The organism is Clostridium paraputrificum AGR2156, from assembly GCF_000424025.1.
GTDB classification, from domain to species: domain Bacteria; phylum Bacillota; class Clostridia; order Clostridiales; family Clostridiaceae; genus Clostridium; species Clostridium paraputrificum.
Genome location: NZ_AUJC01000001.1, coordinates 401,985 through 417,291, shown reverse-complemented (window position 1 = coordinate 417,291; position 15,307 = coordinate 401,985). Strand labels below are relative to the sequence as shown.

Sequence of the window (15,307 nt, the reverse complement as noted above, 5' to 3'; positions counted from 1 at the left end):
AATTGATTTATAAAAGGAGTAGAAATATGGGCAGATACCTAGGAATTGATGTTGGTGGAACAGAAATAAAGTATGGAATTTTTGATGAAAATGGTAATGAGTTCATAGAAGAAAGTGGTTCAGCAAAAAGTGTTAGGGATGATTTAGATAAAATAATTGATATATTATCAAGAATGATAAAAAGTGCTAAAGAAATTGATGGGGTAGGTATTAGTATTCCAGGTGGAGTCGATAATGAAAATGGAGTTATTATTGAAGGAGGAGCAATACCTGTTTTAGCAGGAGTTGATCTTATTGGAATACTTAATGAAAAAACGGGATTTAATGTTGCTATTGAGAATGATGCCAATTGTGTTGTACTAGCGGAAAAGTGGATAGGTAACGGAAAAGATTGTTCAAGTTTTGTATGTATGACAATAGGAACTGGAATTGGTGGAGGAATGTTTATAAATAATAAAATCCATGTAGGAAAAAACTTTTTTGCTGGAGAATTTGGGTATATAATAATAGAGGACTTTGAGGATTATAATAATATACCTACATTAAGTTTTTCTTCTGCTACAGAACCTTTATTAAAACAGGTAGCTTTAGCTAAGGAAATGAAATTTAAAGATATAAATGGTTTGAAAGTATTTAAAATGATAGAAAATGGGGATGAAGTTGTAATAGAGGCTTATAGAAAATGGCTAAGAAAACTTTGCATAGGAATAAATAATGTTGGATTTTCAATTGATCCAGAAAAATTCTTAATAGGTGGAGGAGTAAGCGGGGCTCCAAGACTTATACCTGATATTAAAGAAGAGTTAAGAAAAATTAATCCATATACAGAAAGGTGGAAGATAGAAACATGTAAGCACTTTAATTCATCGGGAAAAATAGGAGCTGTATATAATTATTTAGTTAGGAATGATTTGGTATGAGGTTAATAGTAAATGCTGATGATTTTGGTATATCAAAAGCAATTAATTTAGGGATTATTGAAGCGTATAATGAGGGAATTGTAAAATCTACTACTTTAATGTGCAACATGGAAGCTGTAGATCATGCAATTAAATTAGCAAATGAAAATCCAGGGATAGGGGTTGGAATACACTTCGTTTTAACTGCTGGAAAGCCTTTAGCTCAGGGAGTAGATTCATTAGTGGATGAAGAAGGGAACTTTCTAAAGAGTGAAGGAATTGAAGAAAAATCAAAAAAAGATGATATAAGAAAAGAACTAGAGTGTCAGTTTAATAAATTTTTATCTTATGGAATAAAGCCAACACATATAGATACTCATCATCACGTTCATAGAATAAAGAAAGTTTTTGAAGTGGTTGAAGAAATTGCTATTAAAAATAATTTGCCAGTTAGATTAATGGGTGAAACTTATGATAGTATGTATAAAGAAATAAAATCTACAAGCAAGTTTAGTGAATCATTTTATGAAAAAGAAATGGTTACTGAAGATAACTTAATTAGATTACTAGAAGAATATAAAGATTTTGAAACAGTTGAGCTTATGTCTCATCCAGGATATTTGGATCAAAATATATTAAATAGGACTTCATACACAATAGAAAGAACTATTGAATTGGAGACATTAGTAAGTAGAAAGGTAAAAGAATATATTAAGGAAAATAATATAGAACTAATAAGTTTTAGTCAATTATAGATAGGAGTATGCAAATACTCCTATTTTTTTATTATTTCCTAGGAAATTATTACGAATAAGTTACAAAAAAATAAAAAAAATTAATGTAAAATGATATGAATTAAAGTATAATTAAAGGTAATAAGGATTATTTTGTCAAGGAAGGCGTTTAAATATGGAAAAGAGAAGAGTTTTGAGGTTTGTTGCAGCAGCATCTGCTGTTACAGGTGGAGTTACTTTAACAGGCAATGTTGTAAGTGCATCACCATTACCAAGTGATAACAATACTAATGGGCAATCTATTTTAAGTAATCAAAGAAGTATGGAAAAAGGACAAGTAAATAGTGACGTTACTTTAAACTTAAGAGTTAGATCTGATGCAAATACATCATCGTCTATTTTAGGGTACTTAAAGGCAGGAGATACTTTTGAGATAACGGGAGAAAAGGGAAATTGGTACAAGATTAACTTTAATGGAAAGAGTGGATATGTCTCAAAGGATTACACTCATAAAGTATCTAATTCTAATGATAATACTACAGCTGCATCTAAGGGAAAGGCAGTAAATTTAGGAAATTCTACTTTAAGAATAAGACAATCAGCAAGTACATCTTCTGCTATTTTAGGAAGTCTTAGAGAGGGTGAAACATTTGATATAATAGCTAAAAGTGGACAATGGTATAATATTAAAACAGCAGGAATAATTGGTTTTGTCCATGGAGATTATGTACAAGTTATAGAAAATAATTCATCAAATACACCAACAAATCCATCACCTGGAGTAACAGTTACAAAAGGACAGGTTTATGGGGTAGAAGGAAGTAACTTAAGAGTTAGAACAGCACCAAGCTTAAGTGCATCTACTTTTGGATATCTTCTAAATGGAGAAGTAGTTGAAATAATTGGAGAGAGTGGAAACTGGTATGCTATTAAGTATAAGGGTGAAACCGGTTATTGCTCTAAGGATTATGTGAAAAAAATTAGTAATAGTACATCAGATAATAATTCAAATGGTTCTACTAACACAACGCCAAGTACACCAAACACACAAACTACTTTTAAAGGTGAAGTGATAAATGCAGATGCTGGGTTAAGAGTAAGAGCGGGAGCGTCAACTAGTTCATCAATACTTGGACATATTTATACTGGTACTAAAGTAGATGTTATAGGTGAAAGTGGTAGTTGGTATAAAATAAATTATAACGGTAAAGAAGCTTACGCAAGTAAGGATTACATAAAGAAGGTTACAGATAGTAATTCAAATAATAATAACAGCGGTTCCCAAGTTACATCTAAAAAGGGAGAAGTAATAAATGCAAGTGCTGGATTAAGAGTAAGATCAGAAGCAAATACTAATTCTTCAATACTTGGATATCTTTATACAGGAGACAAAGTAGATATAACAGGTGAAAGTGGAAACTGGTATAAGATAAATTACAACGGAAAGACGGCTTACGTAAGTAAGGAATATGTCAAAGAAGTTAGCGAAGGAAATTCTAATTCAGGTGGAAGCGATTCACCAGTAATCGAGAATAAAAGAGGTAAAGTGTATAATACTGGAGGTTCAGGCTTAACTGTAAGAACTGAAGCTACTACAAGTTCTTTAGTGTTAGGATATCTACTTGAAGGTCAAGTTGTTGAGATAACTGGAACATCAGGAGAGTGGTATAAAATTATCTTTAATGGTAAGCCTGGGTATGTTAGCTCAAAGTATATAAAGATAGTTGAAGATTTAACTGAAGATGAAAGCAGTTCAATTTATGAAAAGGCTTTTGCTGCTATGAAGGCTCAACTAGGTAGCCCATATGTATGGGGAGGCTCAGGGGAGTATTTAACAACAGCATCATTAAACTCTTTAAAAGCAAAATTTCCAAATGAGACTGCCAAAGGGTGGTATGTAAGAGCTGAAAGATATGTAGATAAAGGTTATAGATCATTTGACTGTTCAGGCCTTATGCAATGGGGATTTAGACAAGCTGGTGTTGTAATAGGAAGAACTACTTGGGCTCAAATAGGTGAAGGAAGAGAAGTATCTTTGAGTGACATAAAGCCAGGAGATTTACTTTTTTATTCAAGCTTAGATCACGTTGGTATGTATATAGGAGATGGTAAGTGGATAGAGTCTCCAAACACAAATGCCGATGTAAGAATAGTTGATGTCCCATGGAGTAGAGTTACAAGAGCAAGAAGAATAATTGAATAATAAGCTTTCATTAGAGAGCTTTTATAATAAGAAAGAGGAATCGTTTTAAGATTTCTCTTTCTTATTATAAGCTATTAAAAATTGAATTTGGATAAACATATAAATGGTGTTTGTAATAAGTAATATAGAGAATTTAACAAGAAGATAAAAATAAATAAGAATGAGCCTAGATTAAATAATGATTTAGGTTCATTCTTATTTATTTGGAAAAACATATAATTAAGATGCATATATAAATAGTTTTCCTATAATAATCATATTATTAAATATATATTAAAGTAATAAAAAGGGATGTCATTATGGAAGAGAAGAAAAGTAGCTGTTGGAACTATTTTAGCGAAGATTCACCTGATTTCATAGTTGAGTATAGAGGGAATTTTAAGGAGGAGATTGATAGAGTTGATTATGCCTGTGGTGATGAAATTACAAAAAACATAGGTGTAGTATCTACTGCCTATGAAAATATAGAACGGTTAAAAAAGGATGTACCATCAATTATATTTATAGAAATAAGGGCCCCATATGTACTACAAGAGATAGCTCCCAATGATATAGAAGGAGTTGTGGAAATCAAGAAAAATCCTTATTTGGGACTAAGAGGTAGTAGAGTTTTAGTAGGCATAGTTGATACTGGAATAGATTACTTAAATAATGAATTTATTAGGGAAGACGGAAGAACAAGAATATTAAGTATATGGGATCAAAGTATTCAAGGCGCATCTAGTAAAGATGTGTTTATAGGAAGAGTATTCTCAGAAGAGGATATAAATAATGCCATTAATCTTTTAAAAAGTGGTGGGGATCCATATAGTATAGTCCCAACTAAAGATGAGGTTGGTCACGGAACAAAGGTCGCTAGTATAATAGGTGCTAGGGGATATGACGAAGAAGTAGAAGGAATAGCACCTGATTGTGAGTATGTAGTAGTAAAGCTTTTTGAATCTTTATATTATAGAAAAATGTTACTAGAAAATGGAGTTGAATATAAGCCAATCTATAATGAATCTGAAATATTAGCAGGAATAGAATATCTAAAGAATTATTCAATAAAGTCAAAAAAACCTATGGTGATTTGTATACCCTTAGGAACAACAGAAGGGTCACATGATGGAAATAATTTATTATCTAGATATATAACTTCAATTGGGAATATAAGAGGAATAGTAGTTGTAGCTGGAGTTGGAAATGAAGGGGCATCAAGCACCCATGTATCTGCTAATTTAGCCAGTGTAGGTGATACTAAGGAATTTGAACTAAAAATTCCTAAAGAGATTAAAACTCTATCTATAGGTGCTTGGGTTAAAAGACCCAATAAGGCATCGGTTAATATAATTTCGCCAACAGGAGAAGCCTCAAGATTTATACAGCCTAAGATTGGTAAAAAGGAGCAGGTGAAATTCATTTTTACTAATACAACATTAGAAGTATACCACTTTGCACCAGAACGTTTCACGGGACATCAATTAGTTATCATGTACTTTAATAGTATAAAAGCAGGATTATGGAAGTTACAATTTAAAGGTGAATATGTTATTGATGGAAGAGTAGATATTTGGTTACCCCCAAAAGAAATGTTACCTCAAGGAACAATATTTTTGACTCCAGATCCATATACTACATTAACTATTCCTTCTACAGCAAGAAAAGTAGTTACACCTAGTTTTTATAATAGTATAAACGATACTTTTATATCTGATTCTGGAAGAGGATTTAATAGTAATAATCTAGTTAATCCTGATATTACTACACCAGGTATAAATATTAGAACAACATCAGTTGGTGGAAAAAAGTCAACATTGTCTGGAAGTTCAGCAGCAACTGCTTTAACTAGTGGAGTTTGTGCATTATTGCTCCAATGGGGAATTGTAGAGGGGAATGATAAGACGATGTATTCAACGAAAGTAAGAACATATTTGATGTACGGTGCAGATAGAAGTTTAAATATTGAGTATCCAAGCAAGGAAATTGGATTTGGAAAGTTAAACTTATTGGGAACATTTCAATTTATTAGTGGCGTGTATACAAACAATGGTAATAGAAGCAGTAATGGAGAAAAAGAATTTTATATAGGAAGTCTATTTATAAGACTACCATGAGTTAAGAGGTGATTAAGATAGGAAATATATATAATACACCTAAAAAGGTTTTTGATACGGAGACTTACCTAAATATTGTAGTTCAGTATCAGGGGAATATAGTTGAAGAGGTTTCTAAAAATCCAGATTATTATGTAACTGTTATAAACGATAAATATGCAATATTATCTTTTAAGTCAGATAAAAGTAGTAATTTTGATGAAAGTAGTAATTTAGAAAAAATAAAATTTGATTCAATTGTTTATATAAAAGAGCCTGAATTTTATACATTACAAAGTATATCTCCTATTGATGCTGCTCAAATACGTTCGTTTCAAATTTCTCAGACTTTAAGCTTAACTGGAAAAGGGATATTAGTAGGGATTATAGATACAGGTATAGATTATTTATCTGAAGATTTTATGGATGAATATGGAAAAACAAGATTGCATTGTATTTGGGATCAAACTATTATGTCAGAGAAAGAAGATACTAGAATTCCAGGTGGAACTGTTTATTTTTCTGATAAAATAAATGAAGCAATTAATTTATGGAGAAAAGGTGGCGACCCTTATGAAATAGTACCAAGTAGAGACGAAGTTGGACATGGTACTTCTATGAGTAGTATTATTGCTGCAAGAGGTAGTAAACATAGACTAAAGGGAGTGGTTCCTGAGTGTAATTTAGCAGTTGTAAAGCTTGCAGAAGATAAAATAGCTGAAAAGAAATTTAAAGCTGAGGTGCCTGTATATAATATAACTTCATTATTTACTGCCATACAGTATTTGTACGATCATGCTCAAAATGAAAAAATGCCATTAGTATTATATTTACCATTAGGAACTAATTCGGGAAACCATAAGGGAAATGGGGTTTTAGAAGAGTTTATTGAAGATATGTCAATGAATAGAGGAGTTATATTTGTAACTGGAGTTGGAAATGAAGGCTCAGCAAGAGGGCATGTGTCCGGAAAATTATCATATTCAGGAGAAAGAAGTTCAATTCAATTAGATGTAGTTGAAGATATGGATTTTTTATCGGTAGAGTTTTGGATAGATTCACCTAATATAATGACAATTGAAGTTATTTCACCATCAGGAGAAAATACTGGCATAACACCATCAATTATAAATTCTAAAGATTATTATACATTTATTTTTGAGAATACATCTATAGCAGTTAAATATTATATTCCGGAAGAGTTATCAGGAGATGAATTAATAAGTATTAAGTTTAAAAATATAAAAAAGGGTATATGGTTATTTAGGTTAACTGGTCAATTTATAACTGATGGAATATACAATGGATGGCTTTTACAAAGTGGAATTATTAATTCTAAAGCTTTTTTTAATCCTTCTGACCCATATGGAACAATTATGAATCCTGCATCATCAAAGTATATTGTAACAGCAGCGGTTTATAATCAAAATAATAATAATTTGGTAAATTTTTCAGGGGTTGCTAATAAGTATGATTATATTGACAGAATAGATTTAGCAGCAGGTGGTATTAGTACTTTAGCTTTATATCCTGGTGGAAAAGAGATATATGTAAGTGGGAGTAGTGTTGCTGCAGCAGTGTTAGCAGGGGCATGTGCATTGTTGTTAGAATGGGGAATAATAGAGGGAAATGATCCATATATATATTCTCAGACTATAAAAACCTATATAATTAGAGGGGCATCAAAGAGACCAGGTGATATTTATCCTAATCCACAATTAGGATATGGCTTATTAAATCTTCTAGGTATATTTCAGAATATGACTTAAATTTTAGTAATATATTATTTAAATCAAAAGGAAGTTGTATTATTTACAACTTCCTTTTTAAATCTAAATTGTTCGTATTAAACAGCGAATATTCCGAAGAATCCTCCAATAATACCAATTAAAAGTAGAAGACCTATACAAGCAACAGGGCTCCATTTTCTCTTTTTAATTAAGTAGTATAGCATTAGTGTTAATCCTAATGGAATTATTTTTGGTAATACACCATCTAATATACTTTGGATAACGATTGGTTTATCACCATTTGCTATTTCTATTGCTAATGATGTAGCACCATAGTTAGAAGTTAAAGCACCAACTATAAATACACCTAACATAGAAGCAGAACGAGTAAATTCTTTAGCATTTTTAGTTAATATATCGATTGCTTTAGAACCTAAGTTATAAGACCAATGCATTAACCAATACCTGGCTATAAATTGAACTACGTTAAATATTAATAAGAATAGTATAGGACCAGCTAAAGATCCACCTATTGCCATATTAGCAGTAATACCAGCTGTAATTGGAACTAGTGTATACCAGAAGATAGCATCTCCAATACCACCTAAAGGTCCCATTGCAGCAACACGGACAGCACGAATAGTAGCTGTATCAGCCTTTTGTTGCTCTAATGATAATATAATACCCATAACGAAAGTAACTAAGAATGGGTGAGTATTAAAGAAATCTAAATTATGTGTCATTGACTTAGAAAGGTCATCTTTATTAGTATGGATTTTCTCTAATCCAGGTAATATACCATATAACCATCCAGCAGCTTGCATTCTTTCGTAGTTGAATGAAGCTTGCAAGAATAATGAACGCCAAACCATCTTATTAAGCGTTTTCTTATCAAGCTTTGGAGCAGGAGTCAAATCTTTATATAATGTGTTATTAGATTCCATCTTCGTCATCGCCTCCTCTTACAGATATTTCACCAGCAGTAGATTTAATTTTTACATTAGTTTGGAAGTCATAGATAGCTACAGCTATACCAATAAATGCGATTAGTAATAATGCTGAACCAGATAATGATTCTATGCTACCTATGATAGTTGCAAGTGCAAATCCACCAAAGTAAATTCCCCATAGGTCTTTAGATAACATGATACGTAAAAGAATAGCAAATCCAACGTAACGCATCATTCCTCCAGCAGCGCTAAGTCCATCCATGAACCAAGAGTATTTATCTGATAAGTTTGATAATGTAGTACCTAATGCACTACCGCCTAATAAACCAGCTACAACTACAACAGCAAAGAATAATCCTAAAGCAGCCATTGCACCGTAGTTTAATTTTTCAATTCCCTTTGTATCAGCGTTTTCAGCATATTTATCTGCTTTTGACATTAATGGTGACATTAATGTGAATACGAAAGTAACACAATATTGTCCTATTAAAGAGAATGGAACAGCTAGTCCAACAGCGGCAGCTGGTTCTAACCTAGATGAAATGGCAAATATAACAGCCATTATTCCTCCGATAACTGCATTTGGTGGTTGAGCACCTCCAACTGGCATGTTACCTATTGTCATTAATTGATAAGTACCACCTACAATAAGTCCTGTTTGTAAATCTCCAAGTATTGCACCGATAACAGCACCAGATACAATTGGTTGATATAATGATTCCAAGAAGTTGAATTGGTCAATACCTGCTATAAAAGCAAATAATGCAACCAGAAGAATTTGTACAACATTAAAATCCATATGACATTCTCCTTTCTAAAATTTATTTAAATATCTTTTCGATATTTTCTGAGTTTTCAGTAGGAACTCTTCTAATTTCAAGCTCTACTCCTAATTCTTTTAATTTTCTAAATGCTTCTACGTCTTTGTCATCTACAGCAACAGATCCTGCAACTTGTCTCTTTCCTTGAGACATATGCATATTACCAATGTTAACCTTTTTTATTGGAACTCCGCCTTCAACTAAAGTTAGAACATCAGAAGGAGTTTCACATACAATAAAAATAAGTTGTTTAGCACTAGCTTTATGAATTGTGCTTATTGTTTTTTCTAGTGTCCAGTAACGAGTTGCAGCATAGGCTGGAGCAGCCATATCCATTAACCCTTGTCTAAGCTTGTCCCTAGCTACAACATCATTGGCTACTAAAATTAAATTTGCTCCAATAGAACTACACCATTGTGTTGCAACTTGTCCGTGAATTAATCTGTTATCGATTCTTGTTAAAAGAATATTTGGCATATTTTCACCTCCATTAATTAGTTTGTAAAAAGTTATCTACTCTTTGATAATAATTATAGGAGAAAGATTAAAAGGAATCTTTACACTTTTTGGTATATATTTTATTTTTTTTAGTAACGTTTACAAATGTAAAGTTTGGAAGTATAATCTTATAAAAGTATATAGAAATTTAATAAAATTATATTTTATAATAAAATGGAGTGTGTTAACATAAGAATATATAGTTGAAGAAAATGTTAAGTTTGTAGTTTTTAGGAATTAACTGGTAAGAAAATTTAAAACTTATGTTGGGGAAGTATGGGAATTTATTAAAGGATATTGTAGATATATTTAATAGAGAGGTGATTTATTATGTATAATAAAACATCAAGTCCTCAATTTAGAAAGTACGGTTCTATTTATGATGAGACTAAAAACGTACAAAGTGATGACTTAATACGAAAAAAGATTGTGACAAGTGATAGGGTAATTTCTAGCTTATATAATTTTTCTGAACCAGTATATATTGAAGTGATAGAGGGAATAGCGTCAATATTAATAAGTGATTCAAGTAATGGGGAATTTAAGCTTTTTGCAATTCATAGAAATTTAGAAATAAAAGCAAATATGTTTTTTAACATAATTCCTTTAACAGAGCAAACTACATTTAACTTAGTAATACATTCTAACTATAATCTTAATATTGAGTTTTTAAATCCACCATATGTTTATAATAGGATTTTATCAACAATAAATATTCCTGAAATTATAGCTTATTATTATACTATTAAGAGCCCAAATTATAAGTTTAAGGGTGAGAGTCATAATGTATATGAGCTTACATTTGTTGATAATGGTACGTTAGATACATCAATTGATAATGTGGATTATACTTTGAATCCCTATGATTTAATAATTTATGGTAAGAACCAATTTCATACACAAACAGTAAATAGTGATTCATCATGTTCTTATTTAACTGTTATGTTTAATATGGAATGTGAAGATGATAGCCTAATTTGTAATAAAGTTTTTCATTGTAGAAAGGAGCTTTACAAAGCTATAAGAGTTTTTTCGAAAAATATATCATCTACCATACCATATTCAGAGAATTTAATTTTAAGTAATTTTCATGAGATAATTATTAGGTTATTTCAATATGATTATTTAGGAGAAGAACAGTCCAAGCTACCTACTGAAGTTCAGCAGCATTTTCAAGATGAATTATTAGAAGGAATAGTAGATTATATTAACAAGATGGTTTGTGAGCCAATCACGGTAGAGGAACTTTGTAGTAAGTTCTCAGTATCAAGATCATCACTGCAAACATTGTTTAAAAATAATTTAGATACATCTCCTAAAAAATATATTAATGATTTAAAATTATCAAAGAGTAAACAATTAATAAAAGAAAATAAATATACTATTAGTGAAATAGCATTTATGCTAGGGTTTAATTCGATACATTATTTTTCTAGAGCTTTTACACAACATTATGAAATGAGTCCTAGTGAATATGCACAAACAGTTTTTAAATAGTATGTAAAGTTATTTATACCTCTAGAATAAAAAATAAAATTATATCTGTTTGTTTTCTTGATTGCATACATTTGCAAAAGTTAGAAAATGCTAAAAAAATCGACGGCTTTACAGTCGTCGATTTTTTATACAGTACCTTGAATTGCATATCTAGATACTGTTATTATTACATTTTTAGCAACCTCAATTTCAACAGTTTCTTTTCCTACCCTAACTAATTTTCCATAAACCCCACCACAGAACATTACTTTCATTCCAGGCTTTAAATCTACATGTAGATCATTAAGTTCTAAACGTCTTTTCTTTACATTTTTTGCTGATATAAAGAATAGTATTAGAGCAGCGATTCCAGCTAATACAGCAATAGTTATACAGGTCCAAGCAACAACTTCCCAGTTTATCATTACTAAATCCCACCTTCACAGTCAATATCTTCATGAACTAGAAATTCAAATTTTACAACCCCAGATTTACCAACTTCTAGAGCTGTTTCAGATAAAGAATATAAGTCATCTATAATATCTTTTGTCATAGAAATTTCAAGAGCCATAGGTAGGTTTGTGCCACCTACTACTTCCATTGGCTTTTCTATTTTTGTTTTTAGTTCAACTAAAGTTTTAAATGGTGAACCTCCAGCCAAATCACTAAGAGCTAGAATGCTATCACAGTTGTCTAAATTTTTTAAAGAATTAAGATACTTGTCCATTAAACTTTCAGTTGAATCTGTTTCTATAAAATCAACATATTCGATGTTTGAAGCCTCGCCAGCTATTAATTTTAATGATGTACGAAGACCAGATGCAAAATTCCCATGACCACTAATTATTAATCCTACCATAAAATCCTCTCCTATACTAAATTATACTTTAGTTTATATCCATATACTAAATGCAAGTATACGGATATAAAGTAACACCTTTAACTACACGATTTACTTCTCCTGATGGACAAGGGTTGTCTGGAGTCAATCCAATAGATAAAGATTTTAATACTGATAATGTTTGAGCAAATGTAATATAAGCTAATCCTAGTTCAGCATTATTTATATTAGATTTAATATTGTAAGGAATTATGTAATCAGCTAAGAAAGCTAATTCATCAGAAGGATTGTTAGACACTATAACTAACTTATTGTTCTTTCTTTGATTACTAATTTCTTTTATTAAATCTAATTCATATTTATAAGTATGTTTATCATCACTTACATATACAACTGTTAATGTAGACTCATTGATTATTGATTTTGGTCCATGTCTAAAGCCCAATGGAGTATCGAATACTGCAACTGTTTTTCCAGCAGTTAATTCAAGCATCTTTAATGATGATTCTTGAGATATACCTTTTAAGGTATTGCTTCCTAAGTAAACTATTCTTTCAAAATTGTATTCATCTACTATTCTTTTAGCTACGTCATATCCACTATTTAAGAACCTTTCAACAGATGAACAGATATCATTGATTACTGTTGTTTTTTCGCTTAACTTATCAAGATTAAAACAAAGATATGCAGCTAAATACATATTTGAAAAACTTGATGTCATAGCAAAAGATTGATCATGTGTTTCATCAGTAAGATTTATTGCATAGCAATTATCTAGTTCATCTGCCATTTTTGATAGGGCGCCATTTTTATTACAAGTAATAAATAAGTTATAAAGTTTTTTACAAACAGCACTAGCAGCTTGTACTGCACCTATAGACTCTGGTGAATTACCAGAACGACCAAAGCTTATTAATAAAGTTGGTTTGTTTTTTGATAAATAGTTTTCTGGAGATGCAACTATATCAGTTGTTCCATAAGATTTTACTTTATTATTTAGTTCCTTATTTAAATAAGGATACAATGAATTTCCAATAAATTCGCTGGTACCTGCTCCAGTTAATATAACATCGAAATCATCACATTTAATAACTTCATCTATAAAAGCTTTTATTGAGTCTTTACTTTCTGCAATTTGAGATAATGTTTTTTTCCATGTCTTAGGTTGTTGATAAATTTCATTTAATGTATTAGTTGAAGAAGTTTGATTCATTTTTTCTTCATTGATATTGAAAATGTTCATATACATCCCCCTTTTTATTTTGAATATAGATTTATTAATTTTAATTATAATTGAGAGTTTTTTTTATACAATGCAAGTACTGAAAGATATAATATGTATGTTAAAAAGTGCAAATATTCGATGAATAAACCTAGGTATAATAGATGTAAAGTGGGATAAGGAGGGAATAGGATGTTAATACAAAGTAAAAGGGTTTGGATAGCAGATCAATTTATTCCAGCCCAAATTGAAATTGATGATAATAAAATAACGGATATTTATAACTATAATGAAAAAGTGGGAGCTTTTGATTACGGAGATAAAAGAATTCTTCCAGGTTTTATAGATATTCATTGCCATGGGGCCTATGGATTTGATACTAATGATGCTAATGCCCAAGGACTTAGAAAGTGGACAAAGGGGATAGTAAATGAAGGGGTAACTTCCATATTACCTACAACAATAACTCAAAGTAAAGAAGTTCTTACTAATGCTTTAGCTAATGTGGCAAAAGTTGTAGAAGAGGGGTATGAAGGTGCAGAAATATTAGGAATACATTTTGAGGGACCATATCTTGATATGGAGTATAAGGGAGCTCAACCCAAGGAGTATATTACTAAGCCTACAATTAAGGAATTTCAATATTATCAAAAGGTGGCAAAAGGATTAATAAAATATGTAACTTTAGCTCCAGAAGTAGATGATGAACATGAATTAACAGAGTACTTATTTAAAAATGGAGTGGTAGTTAGTATGGGTCATTCAGCAGCTACATATGAAGAAGCAATAATGGGATTTGCACATGGTGCAAGGTCTCAAACACATGTATATAATGGCATGACTCCATTTAATCATAGAAAAAATGGACTGGTTGGAGCAGCCTATAGAGTTAAGGGAATGTATGGAGAAGTAATTTGCGATGGAAATCATTCAACTGTAGCAGCATTATATAATTTCTTTAATGCTAAGGGGCCAGATTACGGGATTATGGTTACTGATGCTCTAATGGCAAAAGGATTTGAACCAGGTACTAAGTTTATATTTGGTGGAAATGAAATTGAAATATACGAAGATGGTAGTGCTCATTTAGTTGAAACAAAGGGGTTAGCTGGCTCAACATTAAGAATGAATGAAGGTCTTAGAATATTAGTTGAAGAGGCTATGGTTCCTTTTAATTATGCTATTAATGCATGCACAATTAATCCTGCAAAGTGTTTAAGGATAGATATGCATAAGGGAAGAATTGGTGTTGGGTATGATAGTGATCTAGTGGTACTTAATGATGATTACTCAGTACATCAAACATATTGTCTCGGAAAGGTGATGTTGTAATGAGAAAGAACACATCTAGCTTAGCTGGTCCTAATATTTACTTAGATAGATATGGAAATGCTGTTTATTACAATATTTTTAATAAGACAGCTTATCTTGTAGATAAGAATAGTGAACAAAAATTTAGGTTGATTTATTATAGATATTCGCTAATTGTAATTGTTCTTGTTTTATTAGGAGATTATTTTAAGTCATTAGAAAATACTCTTTTAGTAGGTATTGGAGCAATGGTATTAAGCGAAATATATTTTAGAGGATACTTTCTTAATAAATTGAAGGTGGTAAAAAACTTTAATAAAGAAAATAAAACTTCTAAGTTATATCAAATAATAAACAGTAAAGAAAAAGATAAGGCAGTTATGAAGGCATGTGCATATGTGCTTTTTGGAATTCTTATTGTTATAAATGCAATACAACAAAATTTTAATTTTATATTTATAGCTTTAAGCGCATTAGTTGCAATATATAGTGTGTATTCAGCAGTAATTAATATGATTGCTTTTTCAAAGATGAAAAAGTTATAGGT

Annotated in this window: 14 protein-coding genes; 8 read left to right on the top strand and 6 right to left on the bottom strand. The window is 30.8% G+C overall.

Annotated elements, in window-relative coordinates:
• Positions 1-26: 26 nt before the first annotated feature.
• The 5 genes from G594_RS0102010 (at position 27) to G594_RS0101990 (ending at position 7,680) form a co-directional block, all read left to right on the top strand.
• Entirely contained in the window at positions 27-920 is an 894-nt protein-coding gene (locus G594_RS0102010) for an ROK family protein (protein ID WP_027097026.1), read from the top strand.
• On the top strand, positions 917-1,654 hold the full coding sequence (gene chbG / locus G594_RS0102005; RefSeq protein ID WP_027097025.1) for a chitin disaccharide deacetylase: 738 nt from the start codon (positions 917-919) through the stop codon (positions 1,652-1,654). The genes G594_RS0102010 and chbG overlap by 4 nt, the downstream gene beginning before the upstream one ends.
• Before the next feature lie 154 nt (positions 1,655-1,808).
• On the top strand, positions 1,809-3,836 hold the full coding sequence (locus G594_RS18195) for a C40 family peptidase (RefSeq protein WP_027097024.1): 2,028 nt from the start codon (positions 1,809-1,811) through the stop codon (positions 3,834-3,836).
• Positions 3,837-4,135: 299 nt separating this feature from the next.
• Positions 4,136-5,932, top strand: a complete 1,797-nt coding sequence (locus G594_RS0101995) for a S8 family peptidase (protein ID WP_027097023.1) — start codon at positions 4,136-4,138, stop codon at positions 5,930-5,932.
• A gap of 8 nt (positions 5,933-5,940) precedes the next feature.
• Positions 5,941-7,680, top strand: a complete 1,740-nt coding sequence (locus G594_RS0101990; RefSeq protein WP_242829690.1) for a S8 family peptidase — start codon at positions 5,941-5,943, stop codon at positions 7,678-7,680.
• Between the two features lie 77 nt (positions 7,681-7,757).
• Here G594_RS0101990 and G594_RS0101985 read toward each other — a convergent pair whose 3' ends face one another.
• Genes G594_RS0101985 through agaV form a run of 3 tightly spaced genes read right to left on the bottom strand, consistent with a single transcriptional unit; the run spans position 7,758 to position 9,889 of the window.
• Positions 7,758-8,585, bottom strand: coding sequence for a PTS system mannose/fructose/sorbose family transporter subunit IID (locus G594_RS0101985; protein ID WP_081663508.1), 828 nt, complete (start codon positions 8,583-8,585; stop codon positions 7,758-7,760).
• Entirely contained in the window at positions 8,575-9,390 is an 816-nt protein-coding gene (locus tag G594_RS0101980) for a PTS mannose/fructose/sorbose/N-acetylgalactosamine transporter subunit IIC (RefSeq protein ID WP_027097020.1), read from the bottom strand. Before G594_RS0101980 ends, G594_RS0101985 begins: the two co-directional genes overlap by 11 nt.
• A 22-nt stretch (positions 9,391-9,412) precedes the next feature.
• The gene (gene agaV, locus G594_RS0101975) at positions 9,413-9,889 is read right to left on the bottom strand and encodes a PTS N-acetylgalactosamine transporter subunit IIB (RefSeq protein WP_027097019.1); all 477 of its coding nucleotides are present in this window, start codon (positions 9,887-9,889) and stop codon (positions 9,413-9,415) included.
• A gap of 351 nt (positions 9,890-10,240) precedes the next feature.
• Between agaV and G594_RS0101970 the strand changes: the two genes are divergently transcribed.
• Positions 10,241-11,407, top strand: coding sequence for an AraC family transcriptional regulator (locus tag G594_RS0101970; protein ID WP_027097018.1), 1,167 nt, complete (start codon positions 10,241-10,243; stop codon positions 11,405-11,407).
• Positions 11,408-11,532: 125 nt separating this feature from the next.
• Here the strand turns inward: G594_RS0101970 and yajC are convergent, their stop codons facing one another.
• Genes yajC through G594_RS0101955 form a run of 3 tightly spaced genes read right to left on the bottom strand, consistent with a single transcriptional unit; the run spans position 11,533 to position 13,470 of the window.
• Positions 11,533-11,811 carry a preprotein translocase subunit YajC gene (gene yajC / locus G594_RS0101965; RefSeq protein ID WP_027097017.1) on the bottom strand — a complete coding sequence of 93 codons (279 nt, stop codon included), beginning with the start codon at positions 11,809-11,811 and terminating at the stop codon, positions 11,533-11,535.
• 2 nt (positions 11,812-11,813) lie between these two features.
• Positions 11,814-12,245, bottom strand: a complete 432-nt coding sequence (locus G594_RS0101960) for a PTS sugar transporter subunit IIA (RefSeq protein WP_027097016.1) — start codon at positions 12,243-12,245, stop codon at positions 11,814-11,816.
• Positions 12,246-12,291: 46 nt separating this feature from the next.
• Complete coding sequence (locus G594_RS0101955; RefSeq protein ID WP_081663505.1) at positions 12,292-13,470, bottom strand: SIS domain-containing protein; 1,179 nt, start codon at positions 13,468-13,470, stop codon at positions 12,292-12,294.
• 171 nt (positions 13,471-13,641) lie between these two features.
• Here G594_RS0101955 and nagA point away from each other — a divergent pair, with 171 nt between their 5' ends.
• On the top strand, positions 13,642-14,781 hold the full coding sequence (gene nagA / locus G594_RS0101950) for an N-acetylglucosamine-6-phosphate deacetylase (protein WP_027097014.1): 1,140 nt from the start codon (positions 13,642-13,644) through the stop codon (positions 14,779-14,781).
• Positions 14,781-15,305 carry a hypothetical protein gene (locus G594_RS0101945; RefSeq protein WP_027097013.1) on the top strand — a complete coding sequence of 175 codons (525 nt, stop codon included), beginning with the start codon at positions 14,781-14,783 and terminating at the stop codon, positions 15,303-15,305. The genes nagA and G594_RS0101945 overlap by 1 nt, the downstream gene beginning before the upstream one ends.
• Positions 15,306-15,307: the final 2 nt, after the last annotated feature.